At 63.6% G+C, this 18995-nt stretch carries 12 protein-coding genes; 4 read left to right on the top strand and 8 right to left on the bottom strand.

Annotated features, from left to right (window positions below; translation table 11 throughout):
* Positions 1 to 79: 79 nt before the first annotated feature.
* Both AC1RRC_RS02920 and AC1RRC_RS02925 read right to left on the bottom strand, forming a co-directional pair.
* The gene (locus AC1RRC_RS02920; RefSeq protein WP_493053748.1) at positions 80 to 2398 is read right to left on the bottom strand and encodes a TonB-dependent receptor; all 2319 of its coding nucleotides are present in this window, start codon (positions 2396 to 2398) and stop codon (positions 80 to 82) included.
* Positions 2399 to 2426: 28 nt separating this feature from the next.
* Complete coding sequence (locus tag AC1RRC_RS02925; protein WP_493053749.1) at positions 2427 to 2573, bottom strand: hypothetical protein; 147 nt, start codon at positions 2571 to 2573, stop codon at positions 2427 to 2429.
* A gap of 202 nt (positions 2574 to 2775) precedes the next feature.
* Here AC1RRC_RS02925 and AC1RRC_RS02930 point away from each other — a divergent pair, with 202 nt between their 5' ends.
* Both AC1RRC_RS02930 and AC1RRC_RS02935 read left to right on the top strand, forming a co-directional pair.
* Positions 2776 to 5925 carry a TonB-dependent receptor gene (locus AC1RRC_RS02930; RefSeq protein ID WP_493053750.1) on the top strand — a complete coding sequence of 1050 codons (3150 nt, stop codon included), beginning with the start codon at positions 2776 to 2778 and terminating at the stop codon, positions 5923 to 5925.
* Positions 5926 to 5985: 60 nt separating this feature from the next.
* On the top strand, positions 5986 to 8001 hold the full coding sequence (locus tag AC1RRC_RS02935) for a family 43 glycosylhydrolase (protein ID WP_493053751.1): 2016 nt from the start codon (positions 5986 to 5988) through the stop codon (positions 7999 to 8001).
* 231 nt (positions 8002 to 8232) lie between these two features.
* Here AC1RRC_RS02935 and AC1RRC_RS02940 read toward each other — a convergent pair whose 3' ends face one another.
* Genes AC1RRC_RS02940 through AC1RRC_RS02965 form a run of 6 tightly spaced genes read right to left on the bottom strand, consistent with a single transcriptional unit; the run spans position 8233 to position 15161 of the window.
* Positions 8233 to 9660: an FGGY-family carbohydrate kinase gene (locus AC1RRC_RS02940; protein WP_493053752.1), complete on the bottom strand. Its 1428-nt coding sequence runs from the start codon at positions 9658 to 9660 to the stop codon at positions 8233 to 8235.
* Positions 9657 to 10709, bottom strand: coding sequence for an ABC transporter permease (locus AC1RRC_RS02945; protein WP_493053753.1), 1053 nt, complete (start codon positions 10707 to 10709; stop codon positions 9657 to 9659). Before AC1RRC_RS02945 ends, AC1RRC_RS02940 begins: the two co-directional genes overlap by 4 nt.
* The gene (locus tag AC1RRC_RS02950; RefSeq protein ID WP_493053754.1) at positions 10710 to 11702 is read right to left on the bottom strand and encodes an ABC transporter permease; all 993 of its coding nucleotides are present in this window, start codon (positions 11700 to 11702) and stop codon (positions 10710 to 10712) included.
* Entirely contained in the window at positions 11702 to 13243 is a 1542-nt protein-coding gene (locus AC1RRC_RS02955) for a sugar ABC transporter ATP-binding protein (protein ID WP_493053755.1), read from the bottom strand. The genes AC1RRC_RS02950 and AC1RRC_RS02955 overlap by 1 nt, the downstream gene beginning before the upstream one ends.
* Positions 13244 to 13254: 11 nt before the next feature.
* Positions 13255 to 14274 carry a rhamnose ABC transporter substrate-binding protein gene (gene rhaS, locus AC1RRC_RS02960; RefSeq protein WP_493053944.1) on the bottom strand — a complete coding sequence of 340 codons (1020 nt, stop codon included), beginning with the start codon at positions 14272 to 14274 and terminating at the stop codon, positions 13255 to 13257.
* A gap of 20 nt (positions 14275 to 14294) precedes the next feature.
* The gene (locus AC1RRC_RS02965) at positions 14295 to 15161 is read right to left on the bottom strand and encodes a DeoR/GlpR family DNA-binding transcription regulator (RefSeq protein ID WP_493053756.1); all 867 of its coding nucleotides are present in this window, start codon (positions 15159 to 15161) and stop codon (positions 14295 to 14297) included.
* A 317-nt stretch (positions 15162 to 15478) separates the two neighbouring features.
* Between AC1RRC_RS02965 and AC1RRC_RS02970 the strand changes: the two genes are divergently transcribed.
* Together AC1RRC_RS02970 and rhaI are read left to right on the top strand one after the other, a co-directional pair.
* Entirely contained in the window at positions 15479 to 17590 is a 2112-nt protein-coding gene (locus tag AC1RRC_RS02970) for a bifunctional rhamnulose-1-phosphate aldolase/short-chain dehydrogenase (protein WP_493053757.1), read from the top strand.
* A gap of 74 nt (positions 17591 to 17664) precedes the next feature.
* Positions 17665 to 18966: an L-rhamnose catabolism isomerase gene (gene rhaI, locus AC1RRC_RS02975; protein ID WP_493053758.1), complete on the top strand. Its 1302-nt coding sequence runs from the start codon at positions 17665 to 17667 to the stop codon at positions 18964 to 18966.
* Positions 18967 to 18995: the final 29 nt, after the last annotated feature.

The following is an 18995-nucleotide window of genomic DNA, read 5'->3' on the forward strand; positions in this document are numbered from 1 at the left end:
GTTACCATTTAATAGGCATATGCATATATGGGAAGCTCATATATGAGCTTTCCTGGCATAAAGCAGGGCATTCATATCGCTAATACATTGCCTGCAAACTCAGGCTCAAGCGTCGTGGCGCACCCTGGATAAAGTAATCGAAGCCGAACCCGGCCAGGCTGATCGCGTAACTGTCGTAGCGGCGGTCCAGCAGGTTGCTGGCCTGCGCCACCAGCGTATAGCGGCCGCTGCTGTCGGACAGGGCGGCGCGCGTATTGAGCACCCCATAGCCGGACTGGCCAATGCGCTGGTAGCCGGGGCGGCCATTGTAGGCGCTGTACCATTGCCGTCCCTGCGCACTGCCGGCCAGGCTCAGTTCGAGCGCGCCGCCTTGCGCCAGCCGCGTACGGTAATCGATGGCGGCGTTGATCCGCGCTTTGGGCGCGGAAATCAGTTGATTGCCGTCGAGGCGGTCCGCGCCGAGCACCAGTTCGGTATAGCTGGTGCGCATCAGGTTGATGCCGGCCGTGGTTTTCCAGGCATCCGTGGGGCGCCACTGCAGGTCGGCTTCGATACCGCGTATCCGTGCCGCGCCGGCATTGAGCAGCATGGTCGACGCGCCCACCACGTTGATGAATTGCTGGTTGCGGTAGCGGTAGCCGTAACCCGCCAGGTTCAGGCGCAGCCGTCGCTGTGGCCATTCCTGTTTGAGTCCCACTTCCAGCGCGGTAATGGTTTCCGGCCGCGTATATCCCTGTTGGATCACGGTCTCGGGCGAATACACCAGTCCCGGATTGAAGGCGCCGCTGCGGAAACCGTTCGACAGGCTGGCGTAGGCCATGGCGTGCGGCGTCAAGCGGTAGTCCGTCCCCAGCTTGCCGGACCAGTTATGTTCGCGCTCGGTGCGGCGCGGGCCGGACGCGGTGGTATAGGGCCCGGTCAGGTAACGTCCGCCGAGGCCGGGCGGCAGGAAGGCCGCTTCGATGCCGCTGGCGTTGCCCGGGATCCAGCTTCCGATGGGCACGCCGGCCGTGGAACGCTGCGAAATATTGATGTATTCAAGCTTGCCGCGGTCCGCCGTGAAACGCACCCCGGCGTCAAAGCCCAGTTGGGCGCTGGCTTGCCAGCGGCCCTGGGCATAGGCCGCCGTGCTGGTGGTCCGCGTCGTCATGCTGTGGTCCACCAGGCCATAGGCATTGAGCATGGCGGCCAGCGCCGGGTCTTGCAGTTGCACCAGCGGCAGTGGCGTGTCGAAGAAGCGGTAGGTATTGAACATGGCGCGCTGTTCGCGGTTCCAGTACACGCCGCCGATCACGCTGAACGGGCTGTTCCAGTTCGAGCCGATGCGCACGTCCTGCGACAGCGCGTGGCCATTGAAGCGCCAGTCCGGCTCGATCAGCGCCTGCGGGCTGCCGTCGCCATCGGCTTCCAGCCGGTAGCGCGTGCGGTACCACGACGTCACCGACGTCACCTCATACGACCCGGCATGATGGCGCAGGCGCGCACTGGCCAGGTCCAGTTCCACCAGCGCGTGGCCGGCCTTGTTGATCGCGGTTTCCAGGGTATCCATGTCGGCCGGGCGCGTGTAGCCGGCCAGGTTGACGTTGCCCAGCCCCGGCACCGCGAAAATGCCTTCCATGCGCGGCGGGTTGGTGCGCGGCGAACTGCGGCTGTGCGTGAGCTTGAACAGGACATCGGTGGCCGGCGCCAGTTGGCCATGCATGGTGACGCGGGCCGCGTAGCGGTCGGCCTGCGCCATCGCGGGGCCCAGGCGGTTCTTGATATACCCGTGGTCGCGCTCCGCGTCGAACGCGGCGCGGATGGCCAGCACACCGGGCGAGAGCGCGGCTTCGCCGGCCAGGAACAGACGCCGCGCGCCATCATCGCCCACCCCGGCCCGCACCTCGCCCGATGCCGCGCCGTCGAGCGCCGGGCTGCGCGTGATCAGGTTGATGGCGCCGCCGGTGGTGTTCTTGCCATACAGCGTGCCTTGCGGGCCTTTCAGCACTTCGACCCGTTCCAGGTCGAAGAACGCCATGCCGTGCGTGGTGATGGCGCCCAGGTACGCTTCATCGAGGTAGACGCCGATCGGGCTGGCCTCGGTGCTGTTGAAGTCCGACATCGAGACGCCACGCAGGGAAAACACCATTTGCACGCCGTTCGACGTCGACGCCTGCAATCCCGGCACTTGCTGGTCCAGTTCATAGCTGCTGAGTACACCGCTGCGCTCCAGTTCCCGTCCGCCCAGCGCGGTGACCGACATCGGCACCCGCTGCACCGGTTCGCTGCGCCGCTGCGCGGTGACTTCGACGACTTCCATGGTTTGCGCGGTGACGATCGCGGGGAGCGCGGAGAGGGCCAGCAGGCCACCCAGGGCGGCGGGGCGCAGCGGGGGGCGCGGATGCGTGCGACGGATCATATGGAAACTCCTGATGCCGGAATCGGTATCACTGTACCAAATTAATTGATTGGCCGGGAAGCCTGGCAATGATCATCATATGCGCATCGGACTGATTGATCCGGGCGGGCGGGATATTGTCCCGCCGTCCGCCATAACGGTATAAATCGTTTATTCCGGTGTTGCGGCGCAGCATCCGGTTTTTCTGGCGCGGTTTGGAAGCGCGCCCGCCGTTACAGGGCTTTTCGCATTTTTCGCGATCCCGATTGATTCGATCATCCTCGTGATTCTTTAAAAGAGTGGACCAAAATTCGTGCAGTGCTCACCTAGAATGCAATCTGAAAGTCGATCAAACAAACGACAGGCCAATCAATGGCCGATCTTCGGAGGAGAGCATCGTGAGTCGCAATGTGATTGAAAGCAGTAACGTTTTTGCACCCGTTCCACGTCCCGGCACCCAACTGCGCGCGATTGCCGCCGCGGCGGCGCTGCTGGCGATGTACCCGGCCATGGCACAGGAAACTGGCGCCGCCAAACCAGCGGCACAGGCGGAGAAGCCGATTGAAAAAGATACGGTCGTAACGGTGACCGGTACCCGCAAGTCGGTGGCGTCCGCGATTGACCGGAAGATCCGCAACGCCACCGTGTCCGATTCGCTGGTGGCGGAAGATATCAATCAATTCCCTGATAAAAACGTCGGTGAAGCGCTGTCGCGCATTACCGGCGTGCAGCTGACCCGCGACTTTGGCGAAGGTTCGCAAGTGGCGATCCGGGGCGTTGAGCCGGATTTGAACCGGGTGGAAATCAATGGCATGTCGGTGCTGAGCACCAATGGTACGGCGGGGCGCGGCGCGGAATTGCGCGAGCTGGCCTCGGAACTGATCGCCTCGATCGATGTGTTCAAGGGGACCACTGCCGACATGACCGAAGGTGGCGTCGGCGGCACTGTCAGCATCAAGACCCGCAAACCGCTGGACTTCAAGCAGACCACCATCGCCACCACGATTTCGGGCGAACAGGCGTCGAGCCGTGGCGGCGTGCAGCCGCGCGCCAGCCTGCTGCTGGCCGACAAATTCCTGGAAGGCCGCCTCGGTGTGATGGCCAACATTGTCTACGACAAGGTCTACACGCAAAACGATTATGCGCGCAACACGTCGTGGCGTTTCTTGCGCGACTGGGATTTCTCACCGGAGAAAACCGTGGTCAGCCGTGACGCCGCGCTGGCGGGCATTAACACCAAGGCTGGCTGCGCCGGGCTGCCGGCCGCGCAAAAGACCGCGTGCGAAGCGCAGTGGAATGATTATTCGCCGGGCACGCCGCGCTACGGTATCTGGACCCGCGACCATGAGCGCACGTCCGCCGAAATGACGGCGCAATATAAATTCTCGAATGCGCTGAGCGCCTATGTCAGCTACCAGGCCAATACACAAGACCAGCGCCTGAACGACCGCAACTTCGGGACCGACTTCGGCGCCACCACGCGGTTGTCGAACGCCGGCACGGCGCCGGTCTATAACCAGGCCACCGGCGTACCTTCCACGGCCGGTACCTGCACGCCGGTCAGCGCCACGGCGACGCCGGCCGGCGTGGTGGTCAACAACCATTACGTGACCCAATACACGGTGGGGAATTGCCTGAACGTGGCCGGAGCCGGCGGGCAGGGCGCGTTTTCCACGTCGGCGCGCGACTTTGCGCTGAACGTGAAATCCCAGTACACGTCGGGCGGCTTCAATTACCGCAAGGACGCCTGGGAAGTGGAAGGCATGGTGGCCAAGTCGAAATCCGACTACCAGAGCCAGTCGAACAATATCGTGCTGACGCAAAACGCGCCCGGCCTGAAAGTCACGCTCGACAGCCAGGGTTTGCCGCACTTCGATTTCCCGGCGGCCTATTCGCCGGACAATGCCGCGTCCTACGTGCAAGTGCAGTTGCAATACCGCCCATCGGCCACGAAGAACACCGAAGACCAGGCCAAGCTGGATTTCAAATACCGTCTCGATAGCCCTTTCTTCACCAAACTGTGGTTTGGCGCCCAGGCCCGCAAGGCGGCCGCCAGGCAATATAACGGCGGCGGCTACCTGGCCAGCAATGGCGACAACCTGACCAGCACGGCGGACGACATCACGGTGCCCACCGCCAACGCCAACCAGACCCTGATTTTCGATCCGCTGTTCACGGGATCGGCCCAGCGCGCGGCGGACGTGCAAAGCGCACTGAATGCGAACTTCGCCACCAAATACACCAACGCGGCCGGCATGGCGGCGCTGATCAACCAGATCCGTGGCACGTCGCCCGGTACCTTCTTCAGCGGCTACGACAAGGTCAGCAACCTGCCGGCCAACTGGATGACGCCGAATTACGCTGCGGCCGCGCCGGCCTTCGACACCTCGCACTTCAATTACGGCAACCTGTACCAGGCGGTCGGCACCGACGGCAAGGTGTACCCGCAAGTGCCGGCGTTTGGGGTCGATGAACGCGTGCAATCCGGTTACCTCCGCGCCGACTGGGACACGGAAATCGCCGGCTTTGGCATCCAGGGCAATATCGGTGCGCGCTATACCCGCACCCGCGATATCTCGACCGGCTTGAACCGCTTGCAAGTGCGCCGCGCCTCGTCGGCGACAGGGGGCTACACCGATTACATCGTGACCAATTCGATCGCCTCGGTGGACAACCGCTATACCGATATCCTGCCAAGCGCGAACGCGATGGTGTGGCTGGTGCCGGACGTGTTCCTGGCCCGCCTCGGCTGGGGCAAGGTGATGGCCCGTCCGAAGATCGATTTGCTGGCGCCAAACGCCACCTGCACCATCGGCAGCGGCAATCCCGCTTTCGGCGGCGATAACACCGACGATTGCGCGGCCGGCAATCCGGACTTGAAACCGTTCCGCGCCACCAATACCGACTTGAGCCTGGAATACTATCCGTCGCAGGACAGCCAGGTCAGCATGGGCCTGTTCAAGAAGGATATCAGCAGCTACATCATGGACAAGGTGCTCGTGAAAAACGTGGACCTGTTCAAGAACGGTACCCTGTTCGACGTGACCCAGCCGATCAATGGCCAGGGCGCCACCACCAAGGGCATCGAATTGACGGCGCGCACCGCGTTCACCTTCCTGCCGGGCTGGCTGGGCGGCTTTGGCGGCGACGTCAATTACACCCGCATGACCTTCAAGTATGCGCCGGGCACCGAGCGCCTGAACGTGCTGGACGGGACCGTGCTGCCGTACCCGGGGCTGTCGAAGAACAGCTACAACGTGGCGCTGTGGTATGACCAGGGCCCTATCAATGCCCGCGTCGCCTACAACTACCGCGACCGCTTCTTCACGGGGAACAACGACGTGTCGGGCAACCCGGTGTTCATGGAAAAGAATGGCTTCCTGGATGCGAAGATCCAGTGGCGCTACAACAAATACATCACGTTCTCGCTGGAAGGCAAGAACCTGACGGACCAGGCCCAGATCACCGACGCGGGCGACCTGTTCCGTGTGAATGAACTGGCGTGGTCCGGCCGGCGATATTTCCTCAGTGTGTCCATCAAAAATTAGATAAGGAGACTTATGTTTCACCGCCTGCACAATTCAGTTCGGCGGATCCGGCCGGTAGCCATGGCAGCAATGCTGCTGGCAGCCGGCGCCCTCGGGGGCTGCGCCTTGCAACAAGGCGCAGCCCCTTCGGCGTTGCCGCAACCGGACTCCGACGCATCCTTTGCCAATCCCCTGGTGCGCCAGCGCGCCGACCCGCATGTCACCCTGCACAGCGACGGTTATTACTATTACACGGCCACCGTGCCGGAATATGACCGCATCGAAGTGCGCCGGGCGCGGACCCTCAATGGGCTGGGAACGGCGGAAGCGCAGGTGGTGTGGCGCAAGCATGCCACCGGAGCGATGGGTGCGCATATCTGGGCGCCGGAACTGCACCATGTCGATGGCAAGTGGTATATCTACTTTACGGCGGGAAGGGCCGATGCGCCGTGGGAAATCCGCCTGTATGTGCTGGAAAACAGCGCGGCCAATCCCTTGCTGGGGCAGTGGGTGGAAAAAGGGCAGCTGAAAACCGGCTGGGAAAGCTTTTCACTCGACGCCACCACCTTTGTCGTGAATGGCCAGCGCTACCTGTCATGGACGCAGACCGCGCCCGGTGCGAAAGACCATGGCACCAATATTTACCTGGCCAAGATGGACACGCCGTGGTCGATCGTGCAGCCTGGCGTACTGATCTCGAAGCCGGAATATGCCTGGGAAAAGGTCAAGCATGACGTCAACGAGGGGCCGGCCGTCATGGTGCGCCATGGCCGTGTGTTCCTCACGTATTCGGCATCAGCCACGGATGCGAATTATTGCCTCGGGTTGTTGACGGCCGATGATGGCGCGGATTTGCTGAATCCCGCCTCGTGGCGCAAATCGGCCGAGCCGGTGTTGCGCAGCAGCGAGACGTCGGGCCAGTATGGGCCGGGGCACAATGCGTTTACCACCACGCCGGACGGGAAGACGGACATTTTGGTGTACCACGCGCGCAATTACCGCGATATCGCCGGGGATCCGCTCAAGAACGCGGACCGGCATACGCGGGCGCAGGCGATCCGCTGGCGCACCGACGGTACGCCGGACTTTGGCGCGCCGGTCGCCGACGCCGCGCGCAACGCCTCGGGCAACATCGCCAACAAGCCGCTGTTCCGCGATCCCGGCATGGATGGAGCGGCCGATCCGGTGCTGGTGTGGAATGCGCAGCGGGGCCGCTGGTGGATGTATTACACCAACCGCCGCGCGCGCGTGAACGATCCGGCGCCGATCGCGTGGGTGCACGGCACGCGCATCGGCATTGCGGAATCCGGCGACGGCGGCGCGTCGTGGGCTTACGTGGGCGAAGCGGACATCGAACTGCCTCCCGCCATGGGCGGCAAGGACGCCACGCATTGGGCGCCGGACGTGGTGCGCGGTGACGACGGCTTGTACCACATGTACCTGACGGTGGTGCCGGGCATCTTCACCAACTGGCAACATCCACGCCACATCGTGCACATGACCAGCACGGACATGCGCACATGGCGCCATCCGGAGGAAATGAAACTGGGTTCGCAAAACGTCATCGACGCCAGCGTGGTCAAGCTGCCCGGCGGCGGATGGCGCATGTGGTACAACAATGAAGTCGACCGCAAGGCGATCTGGTACGCCGACAGCCCCGATTTGAAGACCTGGACCGACAAGGGCCGCGCCGTGGGCGACCAGGCGGGCGAGGGACCGAAGGTCTTCCAGTGGAAGGGCGTGTGGTGGATGATCACGGACGTGTGGCAAGGCCTGGGGGTGTACCGCTCCGACGATTTGCTGGCGTGGAAGCGGCAGGACGGCAATTTGCTGCAGGGCGGAGGTTCCGGCCTCGATGACCAGGTGCAGGGCGGCCATGCGGATGTGGTGATCAGCGGCGGCAGGGCCTACCTGTTCTACTTCACCCACCCGGACCGCCGCGGCCCGGAGAAGGACAAGGACGGCCCGGAACAGCGCCGCAGCGCGATCCAGGTAACGGAACTGTTCGAAGACGCCGGCAAACTCCACGTGAACCGCGACAAACCCGTCCCCATCGAATTGCTCCCTCCAGCGACAATGGGGGCAGGCGTGCATTGATGCACAACCTGCGTGGGGTCAGGCGTGCATTCGTGCATTCGCGCGTGCGATATTCGCGCCCGACCCTGCTATTGCCGGGTAAAACCCGGGAGAGTTTGCCGCACCCGCCGTAACGCGCTGGCTGGATTGTGGATGCAACGCGGGAGATCCAGTGACCGGACCTCGCGCGCTTGCCGGGGCGACCAGGATGCGAATGCACGAACGCACGCCTGACCCCACGGGAAAACTGCATCAATGCACGCCTGACCCCACAGGGGCTGACCCCACAGGAGGGGGCAGGGCGAGGCGCCAGCGGGTGCGGTAGGGGTGGAGGGCGGGGAGATCGGCTGGCGCGGCGGTGGTATTGTGGCCGCCGGGAGCGCGGCCCCAGTGGCGCAGCATCCAGCCGCCGCACGTGGTGCCGCTGGTGTCGGCTGACACCTGGACTTCCTGGCCGGGACGCAATGCGGCCAGCAGCGGGGCGAAGTGGGGATTGCCGGTGAAGCTGCCTTCCACGATCACCGGGCCGGCGCCGACGCCCAGCAATTCCAGGCAGTAGTCGCTCATCATGACGCTGTACAAGGTTGCCAGCGCATAGCGCTCGCGTGCCGATTGCGGGGCCGGGTCGGTGATGGCGCCCGCATGCGCGGCGAACGGGCCACCGGCGGCAAAGGCCGGCACGGCCAGCGTGCCTTGTTCGAGCAGTTGCGCGATGTCGTCCAGCGTACAGGTTTCCGGCGCGTCGCCCGCCAGTTCGCCAAACTCCCTGCCGCCCATGAACCGCATGCACGCCACCGGATCGCCCAGCGCGTTGACGTTGGCCAGCATGTCCGCCGCTTCCCGCAAGCCGTCCAGCGGCTGGTCCAGCGCCGCGGCAATGACCCAGGTGCCGGTGGACAGCACCGTGCACGGTCCCGTGTCGATGCCGCTGCCAGCCAGCGGCAAATGCCGCAGCAGCGACGCATTGCTGTCATGGATCCCGCACACGATCACGCAATCTTCCGGCACCCCCGTCTGGCGCGCCAGCGCGGGCTTGATCGTGCCGAGAATGTCCCACGCGTGCCGCATGGCCGGAAACCGGCCGGTCCAGCCCATCTTTTCCACCAGCGCGGAATACTGGCGGCGGCCCGGCTGCCATAAATCCGTATGGCAGCCCAGCGACGTGACTTCGGTCGCGGCCACGCCTGACAACAGCCAGGCCCAGTATTGCGGGTACATCAATATATGCCGCGCCCGCGCAAATTCGGCCGGATACGCGGTGGCCAGCCAGTGCAACTGGCGGCCGAGGTTCAGGCCTGCCGGCAGGGCGGGCGACAAGGTCGTGGCAAACGTCGGCCGCACCGCGTCATAATGCCCGCCGCCGCCCGGCAGCGTGTATTCATAATCCGGCACAGGCAGCACCAGCCCCTTGTCGTCGACCAGCGCCGCCGTGGCGCCGTGCGTGACGGGGACAATCGCGGTGATGTGCGCCTGCGATGAAAACCCGCGCAGGGCCGCCAGCAGCCAGCCCCGGATGCCTTCCGTGTCGTGGTGCGGATACGGGCCATCGGTGAGGATGGTATTGGCGCGGCGCGCCTCGCCGATCACCCCGCCGTCGGCATCGAGCAGCACCAGCTTGACATTGGTCTTGCCGATATCGAGGATCGCGGTGGCTTCCCTGCTTGCCTTCAGTGCCGTCATTTCGCCACCTTCCTGCCGGCCAGCAGGCGCGGCACCGCGATCGTCGCCAGCAACAGCAATCCCACCACGATCGTCATGTAAATCCCCGGCACATTGGCCAGCGACAGCCCGTACGTCAGCGCGCCCAGGGTCAGCACCGACAGCATGACACCGCCAATGGTGCCGGTGCCGCCGGCAATGCCGACGCCACCCAGTATCACCATGGTGATGGCTTCCAGTTCCCAGCCCATGGCGATGTTCGGCCGGGTGCTGCCAATCCGGCCGGTCAACAGCCACGCCGCCAAGCCCGCCATGGCGCCCGTCAGGACGAACAGCGCCAACCGGTAGCGGTCCACGGCGATCCCGGAAAAACGCGCCGCTTCCGGGTTGTTGCCGATCGCGTACATCCTGCGCCCCCATGTGGTGCCATGCAGCACAAAGGCAAACGCGGCGGCCATCACCAGCAGCACCACGAATTCGCGGGGAATCACGTCAAGGAAATAACCCTGGCCCCAGTCCATCATGACTTGCGGGTACCCTGTAAACGCCTTGTCGCCGAGCACCACGCTGGCCAGTCCGCGATACAGGGACACCGCGCCAATCGTGACGACAATCGACGGCAGCGCGTGCACGGTGACCAGGTAGCCATTGAGGAAGCCGCAAGCGGCGCCGGTGGCGATGCCGACCAGCAGCAGGCTTTCCGGCGGCCAGCCCGCGTTCATCGCCAGCCCCATGGCGACCGAGGCCAGCGCCAGGATGCCGGACACCGAGATGTCGATTTCGCGGCAAATAATCAACAGCGCCATCGGCAGTGCGATCAGCGCCTTTTCACTGAAGTTGAAGGTGCCGTCCATCAGGTTGTACGGATCGAGGAATGCCGGCAACAGCGCGCCATTGACGGCGAAAACCAGCACCAACAGTAAGACCAGCAAGGCTTCGCGCCGCGCCAGCAAGGTTTTCAGCGTGGCCGGCGCCCGGTCCAGCACGGTGTAACGGGACGTGTGATTGGCCGCGTCGGCCGGCGCCGGGATGACTGCGGCGGTCGGGGCGGCGGAAAGTGGTGCATTCATTTAAACGTGGCTCCCGGATTGAATCTGGTGCAGCGGCAGGATCTGGCGTCCGCCTTGTTTATTGCCGCGTGCATTGATCAGCACGGCGGCGAGGATCACGAGCCCGGTCAGCGCGCTTTGCCAGAACGGCGACACCTTGACCACGGGCAGTGCATTGCCGATCACGCCCAGGAACAGCGAACCCAGGACGGCGCCGGCCACTGTGCCGGCGCCGCCGGCGATGCTGATGCCGCCAATCACGCAGGCGGCAATCACGGTGAATTCAAAGCCATAGGCGATTTCCGTGTAGGCCACCGCATAACGCGCCACCCACAGGTAGCCGGCGAGCCCGGCCACCATGCCAGAAATGCCATAAGTCCAGAACAGGCGCTGTGCAATGGGAATGCCGACGTAGCGCGCCGACGCGGGCGCATTGCCGATCGCGAACAGGTCGCGGCCAAAGCGCGTGTGGCGGGCGCCATACCAGCAAGCCAGCACCGCCAGCGCGGCAATCCACACCAGGTGCGTGGCGCCCAGCAGGGTGTCGAGCGGGAAGGCGATGAAATTGGCCGGCATCTGGTGCGAATTGACCCAGGCGCCGCCCGACAGCACGAACACCAGGCCACGGTACACGCTCATCGTGCCCAGGGTGACGACGATCGGCGGCAAATCCAGGTAACCGATCAGGGCGCCGTTGACGAGCCCCAGCAGCAGGCCCGTCACGGTGGCGGCCAGCATCACCACCACCAGCGGCAAGTCCGGATTGGCCGCCGCCAGCATGGCGGCCACCATGCCGCTCAGCGCCAAGGTCGACGCCACCGACAAATCAATCCCGCGCGTGACGATCACCAGCATTTGCGCCAGCGCCAGCATGATCAGCAGGGTGCTGTCGGTCAGCACGTTGCCCAGGCTGGCGGGCGAGACGAACACCGGCGCGCGCATGCCCACCAGCAGGATCAGCGCCACCACCATCAACGCCAGGATGGTTTCGCGCTGCTTCAAAAGTATTTTCATTATGCTGCTTCCTTTGCTTCGGCGATCCCGGAGGCCGCCGCCACCACGCTTTCCGGCGTGGCTTCCCGCCGGGAGAATTCACGCACCATGCGGCCGTGATGCATCACCATCACGCGGTCGGCCAGTCCCAGTACTTCCGGCAGTTCCGACGACACCAGGATCACCGATAAGCCTTGTTCCACCAGCCGGCTGATAAACCGGTGCACGGCGGCTTTCGAGCCGATGTCGATGCCCTTGGTGGGTTCATCGAGGATGATGACCCTGGGGTTGGTGGCCAGCCATTTGCCCAGCACGACTTTTTGCTGGTTGCCGCCGGACAGTTCCGACACGTTTTGCATCAGGTGATGCGCCTTCAGTTCCAGCTGTTCCGCGAAATGGCGCGCCAGCGTGGTTTCCTGCGGCCGTTTGCGGCGCAGGAAAAATCCCAGGCGGTTCAGCACCGGCAAGGTCATGTTGTGCAGGATCGGCAGGGACAGGTGCGCGCCATGATGCTGGCGGTCTTCCGGCACATAGGCAATCCCGTGTCTGACCGCATCATCCGGGCACGTGATGCGCACCGGGGCACCGTCGATCTTCACGCTACCGCGCACGTTCGGCGTCAGGCCAAACAGCGCCTGCATGACTTCCGAGCGGCCCGCGCCCACCAGCCCGTAAAAGCCAAGGATTTCACCCTTGCGCAGGCTGAAACTGACGCTGTCGAACTCGGTCGGATGGGAAAAGCCCTCGACTTCGAGCAAGGTGCCACCCGGCGCCACGTCGGCCTTCGGGTAAGCCTGGTGCACCGCGCGGCCCACCATCAGGGCGACCAGTTGCGGCTCCGTGATCTGATCCATGGCGCCATCGGCAACGAACTGGCCATCGCGCAGCACCGTGTAGCGGTCGGCCACGGTGAAAATTTCATCGAACTTGTGGGAAATGAAAATGATCGCGGTGCCGGCCGCCTTCAACTGGCCGATGATGCGGTACAGTTCCACGATTTCCCGCTGCGACAGCGACGCCGTCGGCTCATCGAGGATCACGACTTTCGCATCCTGCGACAGGGCGCGGGCGATTTCCACGAAATGGCGCTGCGCCACGGACAAATCGCGCACCCGGGCGCGCACGGGGATCGCCACTTCCAGCCGCGCGAACAGCTTTTCCGCTTCATCCTCGATGCGTTTCCAGTCGATCCGGCCGGCTTTGCCCGTGCAGGGCTGGCGGCCGACAAAGATGTTTTCCGCCACCGTCAATTCATCGAACATCACGGTTTCCTGGTGCACCGCCGTAATGCCTTCCAGCATGGCTTGCTGCGGTCCGTGAAACGCGACCTGGCGGCCGTCCAGCAAGATGCTGCCGCCGTCCGGCTGGTAAATGCCAGTCAGGGTTTTCACCAGCGTGGATTTACCCGCGCCGTTTTCCCCCAGCAGCGCCATGACTTCACCGGCGCGCACTGTGAGCGCTACCTCGTTGAGCGCGACGATACCGGCAAAGCGCTTGCATATGCCGCGCATTTCCAGCACGGGCGCCGCGTTCAAGGGGGCGCCTGCGTTATTGACTTGCATACGGCGTCCTGTCAGAAAATCTTCGAGAACTGCTCGACGTTCTCTTTGTTGTAGACGAATGGCGCGGCCATCGCGGCCTCGCCGCTGGCGTCGATGGCGATGGTGCCCATGCGCCCGACATTGAGGGCGCCGCCGGCCTTGGCTTCCGGCGCGCCCTTGACGAACTGGTACGCCGCGTAGGTTGCCGCGTAACCGAGGTCGATCGGATTCCAGATCGCGAATTCCCGCACCGCGCCGCTCTTCACATGGCCCGCCATTTCCGATGGCAGTCCCAAACCGGTCACGAACACTTTGCCCACCAGCTTTTCATCGACCACCGCCTTGCTGGCGGCGTTGATGCCGACCGTGGTCGGGGCGATGATGGCTTTCAGGTTCGGATTGCTGCGCAACAGGCCGATCGCTTCGCGGTAACTCTTGTCCGACTGGTCGTCGCCATACACGGTGGCCACCAGTTTGAGTTTCGAAAACGCCGGTTTGGCCAGTTCATCCTTCATCACATTGATCCAGATATTCTGGTTGGTGGCCTGCGCGGACGCGGACAGGATCGCGATCTCGCCGGCGCCGCCAATCGCGTCGGACGCCATTTGCAGCTGTTTCTGGCCGATCAGCAACGCATTCGATGGATTCAGCTGCATCAAGCGGCCCTCCGGGGCCAGCCCGCTGTCAAACGACACCACCTTGATCCCGCGCTGCATGGCCTTCTTTGCAATCGGCACCAGCGCATTCGGATCATTGGCGGAGATCACGATGGCGCTGACCTTTTGGCTGATCAATGAATTGATGATTTCAATCTGGCCTTCGGCCGAGGGGGTGGTGGGACCGGTATAAATGATTTCCACGTCCTTGAGCTGGGCGGCCGCTTCCCTGGCGCCGGTGTGGGCCGCGTCGAAGAAGCCATTGCCGAGGTTTTTCACCACCATCGCGATGCGGACCTTTTCAGGTGGCTTGCTGCAACCGGTGGTCATCAGCAAACCGGTGGCGATGGCCCCGGCGGCGATGGCTTTCAGGGCGGTGCGGCGGGTGGTGGTCATGGTGTGGTGTGCGTGCTGGTTCAATGTGCAGTCTCCGTCTGGAACATGGCGGGTGGGGCAAGGTCGTACATATTAGGAAAAGGGGAGGCGGCCGCCTGTGGCGGCAATTGTTCCGGCTCCACGGCCACCACCTTGACGCCCGACTGTTCCAGCAGCTGCACGGCGGAATCCGATGCATAGGTATCGGTGATCACCGTTGAAACACGGTTCAAGCCGCACAGGATCAGACCGGCCTTCTTGGCAAACTTGGAACTGTCGGCCAGCACGATCAATTCCTCCGCCTGGCTGATCAGGCGCTTTTCCGCCTGGATCAGCAGCGGGTCGGCTTCCATCAGGCCCAGTAACGACAGCCCGTAGACGCTCATGAACATCTTGGCGGCGTAATGGTGCTGGGTGATGTCGTTGTCGAACGGGCTGAGGATGACATTTTGCTCACGGTAGACCTTGCCACCGGGAACGATGATTTCATTTTCACTGGTGACCAGCAGGCGCTCGGCCATCAGGAAGGAATTGGTGAGGATTTTCAGGTGCTGGTCGACCAGGAATTCAGCCATCATGAAAGTGGTCGTGCCGCCATTGATGATGATGGTTTCGCCTTCGCGGCACATGCCGGCGGCGTGGCGGGCAATGGCGCGCTTGCTTTCCGCGTGGGCCCGGATATTATTCTGGAACGATTCGCTCGTCAGGGGGAAACTGCGCTTTTTCTGCGGCAGGTTGGCGGCGCCGCCACGGGTGCGGGTCAGCAGGTTGCGCATGGCCAGCCAGCTGATGTCGCGCCGTACGGTGGCGGGGGATGCATTGAGCCAGTCGACCAGTTGCGGCACGGTGGCCGTTTCATGTTCGGCGAGCAGCTTCAGCAAACGTTTACGGCGTTTGTGATTGACCATCTTCGTCTCCTTTTGTTGTACCTACTCCAATTTTCCCGGCGCCTGGTTTGGAGGCGCGGGAGCTGGGTGATCGCTGTTGTTACCGGAAAGACTAATCACTCTGCCCGTGAGCGTCAATCAGGGAATAATCAACCGGTTGATTATTTCAGGCCAGCCGCCCACGAAATCGCGCAATTCGCTCATCATCATGATTATTCCAAACTTGCTCACCATGTTGATCGGTAGTGCGTTGACACCCCATGGCCGCCCGGTTTCTACTGGCTCCGTATGCCGAACAGGCACTTACCGCAAGCACAAACCAACGACGGAGAACAGCAATGAATGACCCGAAGCAGCAAGAACCGATCACTTCGCAGTGGAATGACAGCGTGGCCGCCAGCATGAGCGAGCCGGAACTGCTGCTGTACCGTTCCAACCTGCTCGGTTCAGACCTGCGCATCACCAATTTCGGCGGCGGCAACACCTCGGCCAAGGTCACCATGACCGATCCGCTCACCGGCCAGCAATCGGAAGTGCTGTGGGTGAAAGGCTCGGGCGGTGACCTGGGCAGCATCAAGATGGATGGCTTTTCCACGCTGTACATGGACAAGCTGCAGGCGCTGAAGGGCCGTTACCGTGGCCTGGAACATGAAGATGAAATGGTGGGCTACCTGCCGCATTGCACGTTCAACCTGAATCCGCGCGCCGCGTCGATCGACACGCCGCTGCACGCCTACATCGCCCGCCGCCACGTTGATCACATGCACCCGGATTCGTGCATCGCCATCGCTGCTTGCAAAAACAGCAAGGAACTCACGCAAAAGATTTTCGAGGGTGAACTGGGCTGGCTGCCATGGCAGCGTCCCGGCTACGACCTGGGCTTGAAGCTGGAAGCGCTGTCGCAATCGCAGCCGAACCTGAAAGGCATCATCCTCGAAGGCCACGGCCTGTTCACCTGGGGCGATACCGCCAAGTCGTGCTATGAAACCACGGTTGCCATCATCAAGCGCGCCGAGGAATGGCTGGCGGCCAACATCAAGCAGCCGGTGTTCGGCGGCCAGGCCGTGCAGCCGCTGGCGCCGGAAGCGCGCGCCGCGCTGGCCGCGCAACTGATGCCGCTGTTGCGCGGCAAGATCAGCCAGCAGGAATTCAAGCTGGGCCACTTCGACGACAGCGCCGCCGTGCTGGAATTCGTCTGCGCCCGCGACCTGGCGCCGCTGGCCGCGCTGGGCACGTCCTGCCCCGACCACTTCCTGCGCACCAAGATCCGTCCCTACGTGGTGGCGTTCGACCCGGCCAATCCGGATTTCGAAGCCGCAGTTGCTTCGCTTACTGCGAGCCTGGACGCGGGCCTGGAAGCCTACCGCGCCGACTACGCCGCCTACTACGAGCGCTGCAAGCGTTCCAACAGCCCGTCGATCCGCGACGCCAACCCGATCATTTACCTGATCCCGGGTGTCGGCATGCTGTCGTTTGCCAAGGATAAAGCCACCGCCCGCATCGCCGGCGAATTCTATGTCAACGCCATCAACGTGATGCGCGGCGCGAACGGCGTCGACCAGTACGTCGGCTTGCCGGAACAGGAAGCGTTCGACATCGAATACTGGCTGCTGGAAGAAGCGAAGCTGCAGCGCATGCCGAAACCGAAGTCGCTGGCCGGCCGCATCGCGCTGGTGACCGGCGGCGCCGGCGGCATCGGCCAGGCCGTGGCGCGCCAGATGCTGCAGGAAGGCGCTTGCGTCCTGCTGACCGATATCGATGCCGAAGCGCTGGCGGAGGCCCATGCCACGCTGGGCAAAGTCGCCGGCAGGGATAACGTGGCCACCATCGTTGGCAACATCACCAGCGAATCCGCCGTCGAGGGTGTGTTGTCCGAGGCCGCGCTGCGCTTTGGCGGCGTCGACCTGCTGGTGTCGAATGCGGGCATCGCCTCGTCCGCGCCGCTGGAAGACACCACGCTGGAAATCTGGAACCGCAACCAGGAAATCCTGGTCACCGGTTACTTCCTGGTGTCGCGCGCCGCGTTCCGCATGATGAAGACGCAGAAACTGGGCGGCTCGATGGTGTTCGTGGCGTCGAAAAACGGCCTGGTGGCGTCCGGCGGCGCATCGGCTTACTGCACCGCCAAGGCGGCGGAAATCCACCTGGCGCGCTGCATTGCACTGGAAGGCGCGCCGCTGGGCATCCGCGTCAACGTGGTCAATCCGGACGCGGTCATCAAGGGTTCCCGCATCTGGGACGGCAAGTGGAAGGAAGAACGCGCCGCGTCGAACAAGATCGGCGCCGACGATATCGAAGAATTTTACCGCCAGCGCAGCATGCTGAAACGCTCGGTGCTGCCGGAAGACATCGCGGAAGCGGTGTATTTCCTGTCCAGCGACAAGGCCGGCAAGAGCACCGGCAATGTGCTGAACGTGGATGCGGGTAACGCGGCGGCATTCACCCGCTAAACTCACCAATAATAAGCGGCGGGGCGCGGGCGTCCTGCCGCGCACTTTTGCGAAACAACGCAATGGAGACAGGAATGACTGAAGCAAGCAAGATCGCAGCTGGCCAGGTGGCCGAACATAACGCGCAACGCGAAGCCAATCTGGAAGCGGACTACGCCGCGCTGGGCGGCATGCTGGAACGCCGCGGCATCGATATCGAAGCCATCACGGCCCAGGCGCAAACCTTCGCGGTAGCGCTCCCGAGCTGGGGTGTCGGCACCGGCGGCACCCGTTTCGCGCGATTCCCGGGCAAGGGCGAGCCGCGCAACGTGTTTGAAAAAATCGATGATTGCGGCGTGATTCACCAGTTGACGCGCGCCACGCCGACCGTGTCGCTGCACTTCCCGTGGGATAAGACCGATGACCCGGCCGCGCTGCGCGAACACGCCGCCGCCCATGGCCTGGGCTTCGATGCGGTGAATTCCAACACCTTCCAGGACCAGGTGGGCCAGGAACAGTCTTATAAATACGGCAGCCTGACCAACATCAGCGCCGGCGCGCGTGAACAGGCCGTGGCGCACAACGTGGAATGCATCGAATTGGGCCGCGCGCTGGGTTCCAAGGCCCTGACGGTCTGGGTCGGCGATGGCGCCAACTTCCCCGGCCAGACCAACTTGCGCGGCGCGCTGGAACGTTACCTCGACAGCATGCGCGGCATCTACAGCGCGCTGCCGGACGACTGGAACGTGCTGATCGAACACAAGCTGTTTGAACCCGCGTTCTACGCCACCACCATCGCCGACTGGGGCACCAGCTTCGCCTGCGCACAGGAACTGGGCCCGAAAGCCAAGTGCCTGGTGGACCTGGGCCACCATGCGCCGAACACCAACATTGAAATGATCGTGGCCCGCCTGGCGCAATTCGGCAAGCTGGGCGGCTTCCACTTCAATGACAGCAAGTATGGCGACGATGACCTCGATTCCGGTTCCATCAACCCGTTCCAGCTGTTCCTGGTGTTCAACGAACTGGCCGACGCGGCATCGCGCGCCGGCGCGGGCTTCCAGACCGCCAACATGCTGGACCAGTCGCACAATGTGACGGATCCGATTGAAAGCCTGATGAGCAGCGCGGTGGAAGTGCAACGCGCCTTCGTGCAGGCGGCGCTGGTGGACCGCGCGGCGCTCAAGCAACACCAGGACGGCAATGACGTGCTGCAGGCGGCGCAAACCCTGAAGCACGCGTTCCGCACCGACGTGTCGGCGATCCTGGCCATGGCGCGCGTGCGCGCCGGCGGCGCGGCCGATCCGGTCGCGTGCTACCGCGCTTCCGGCTACCGCGCGCACGCGGCCGAACAGCGTCCCGCCAAGGCAGGCGCGTCCAGCAGCGGCATCGTTTAAACGGCGCGGCACCCGATGGATTGCATACG

The sequence above is a fragment of the Pseudoduganella sp. GW821-FHT12E03 genome, assembly GCF_058807115.1.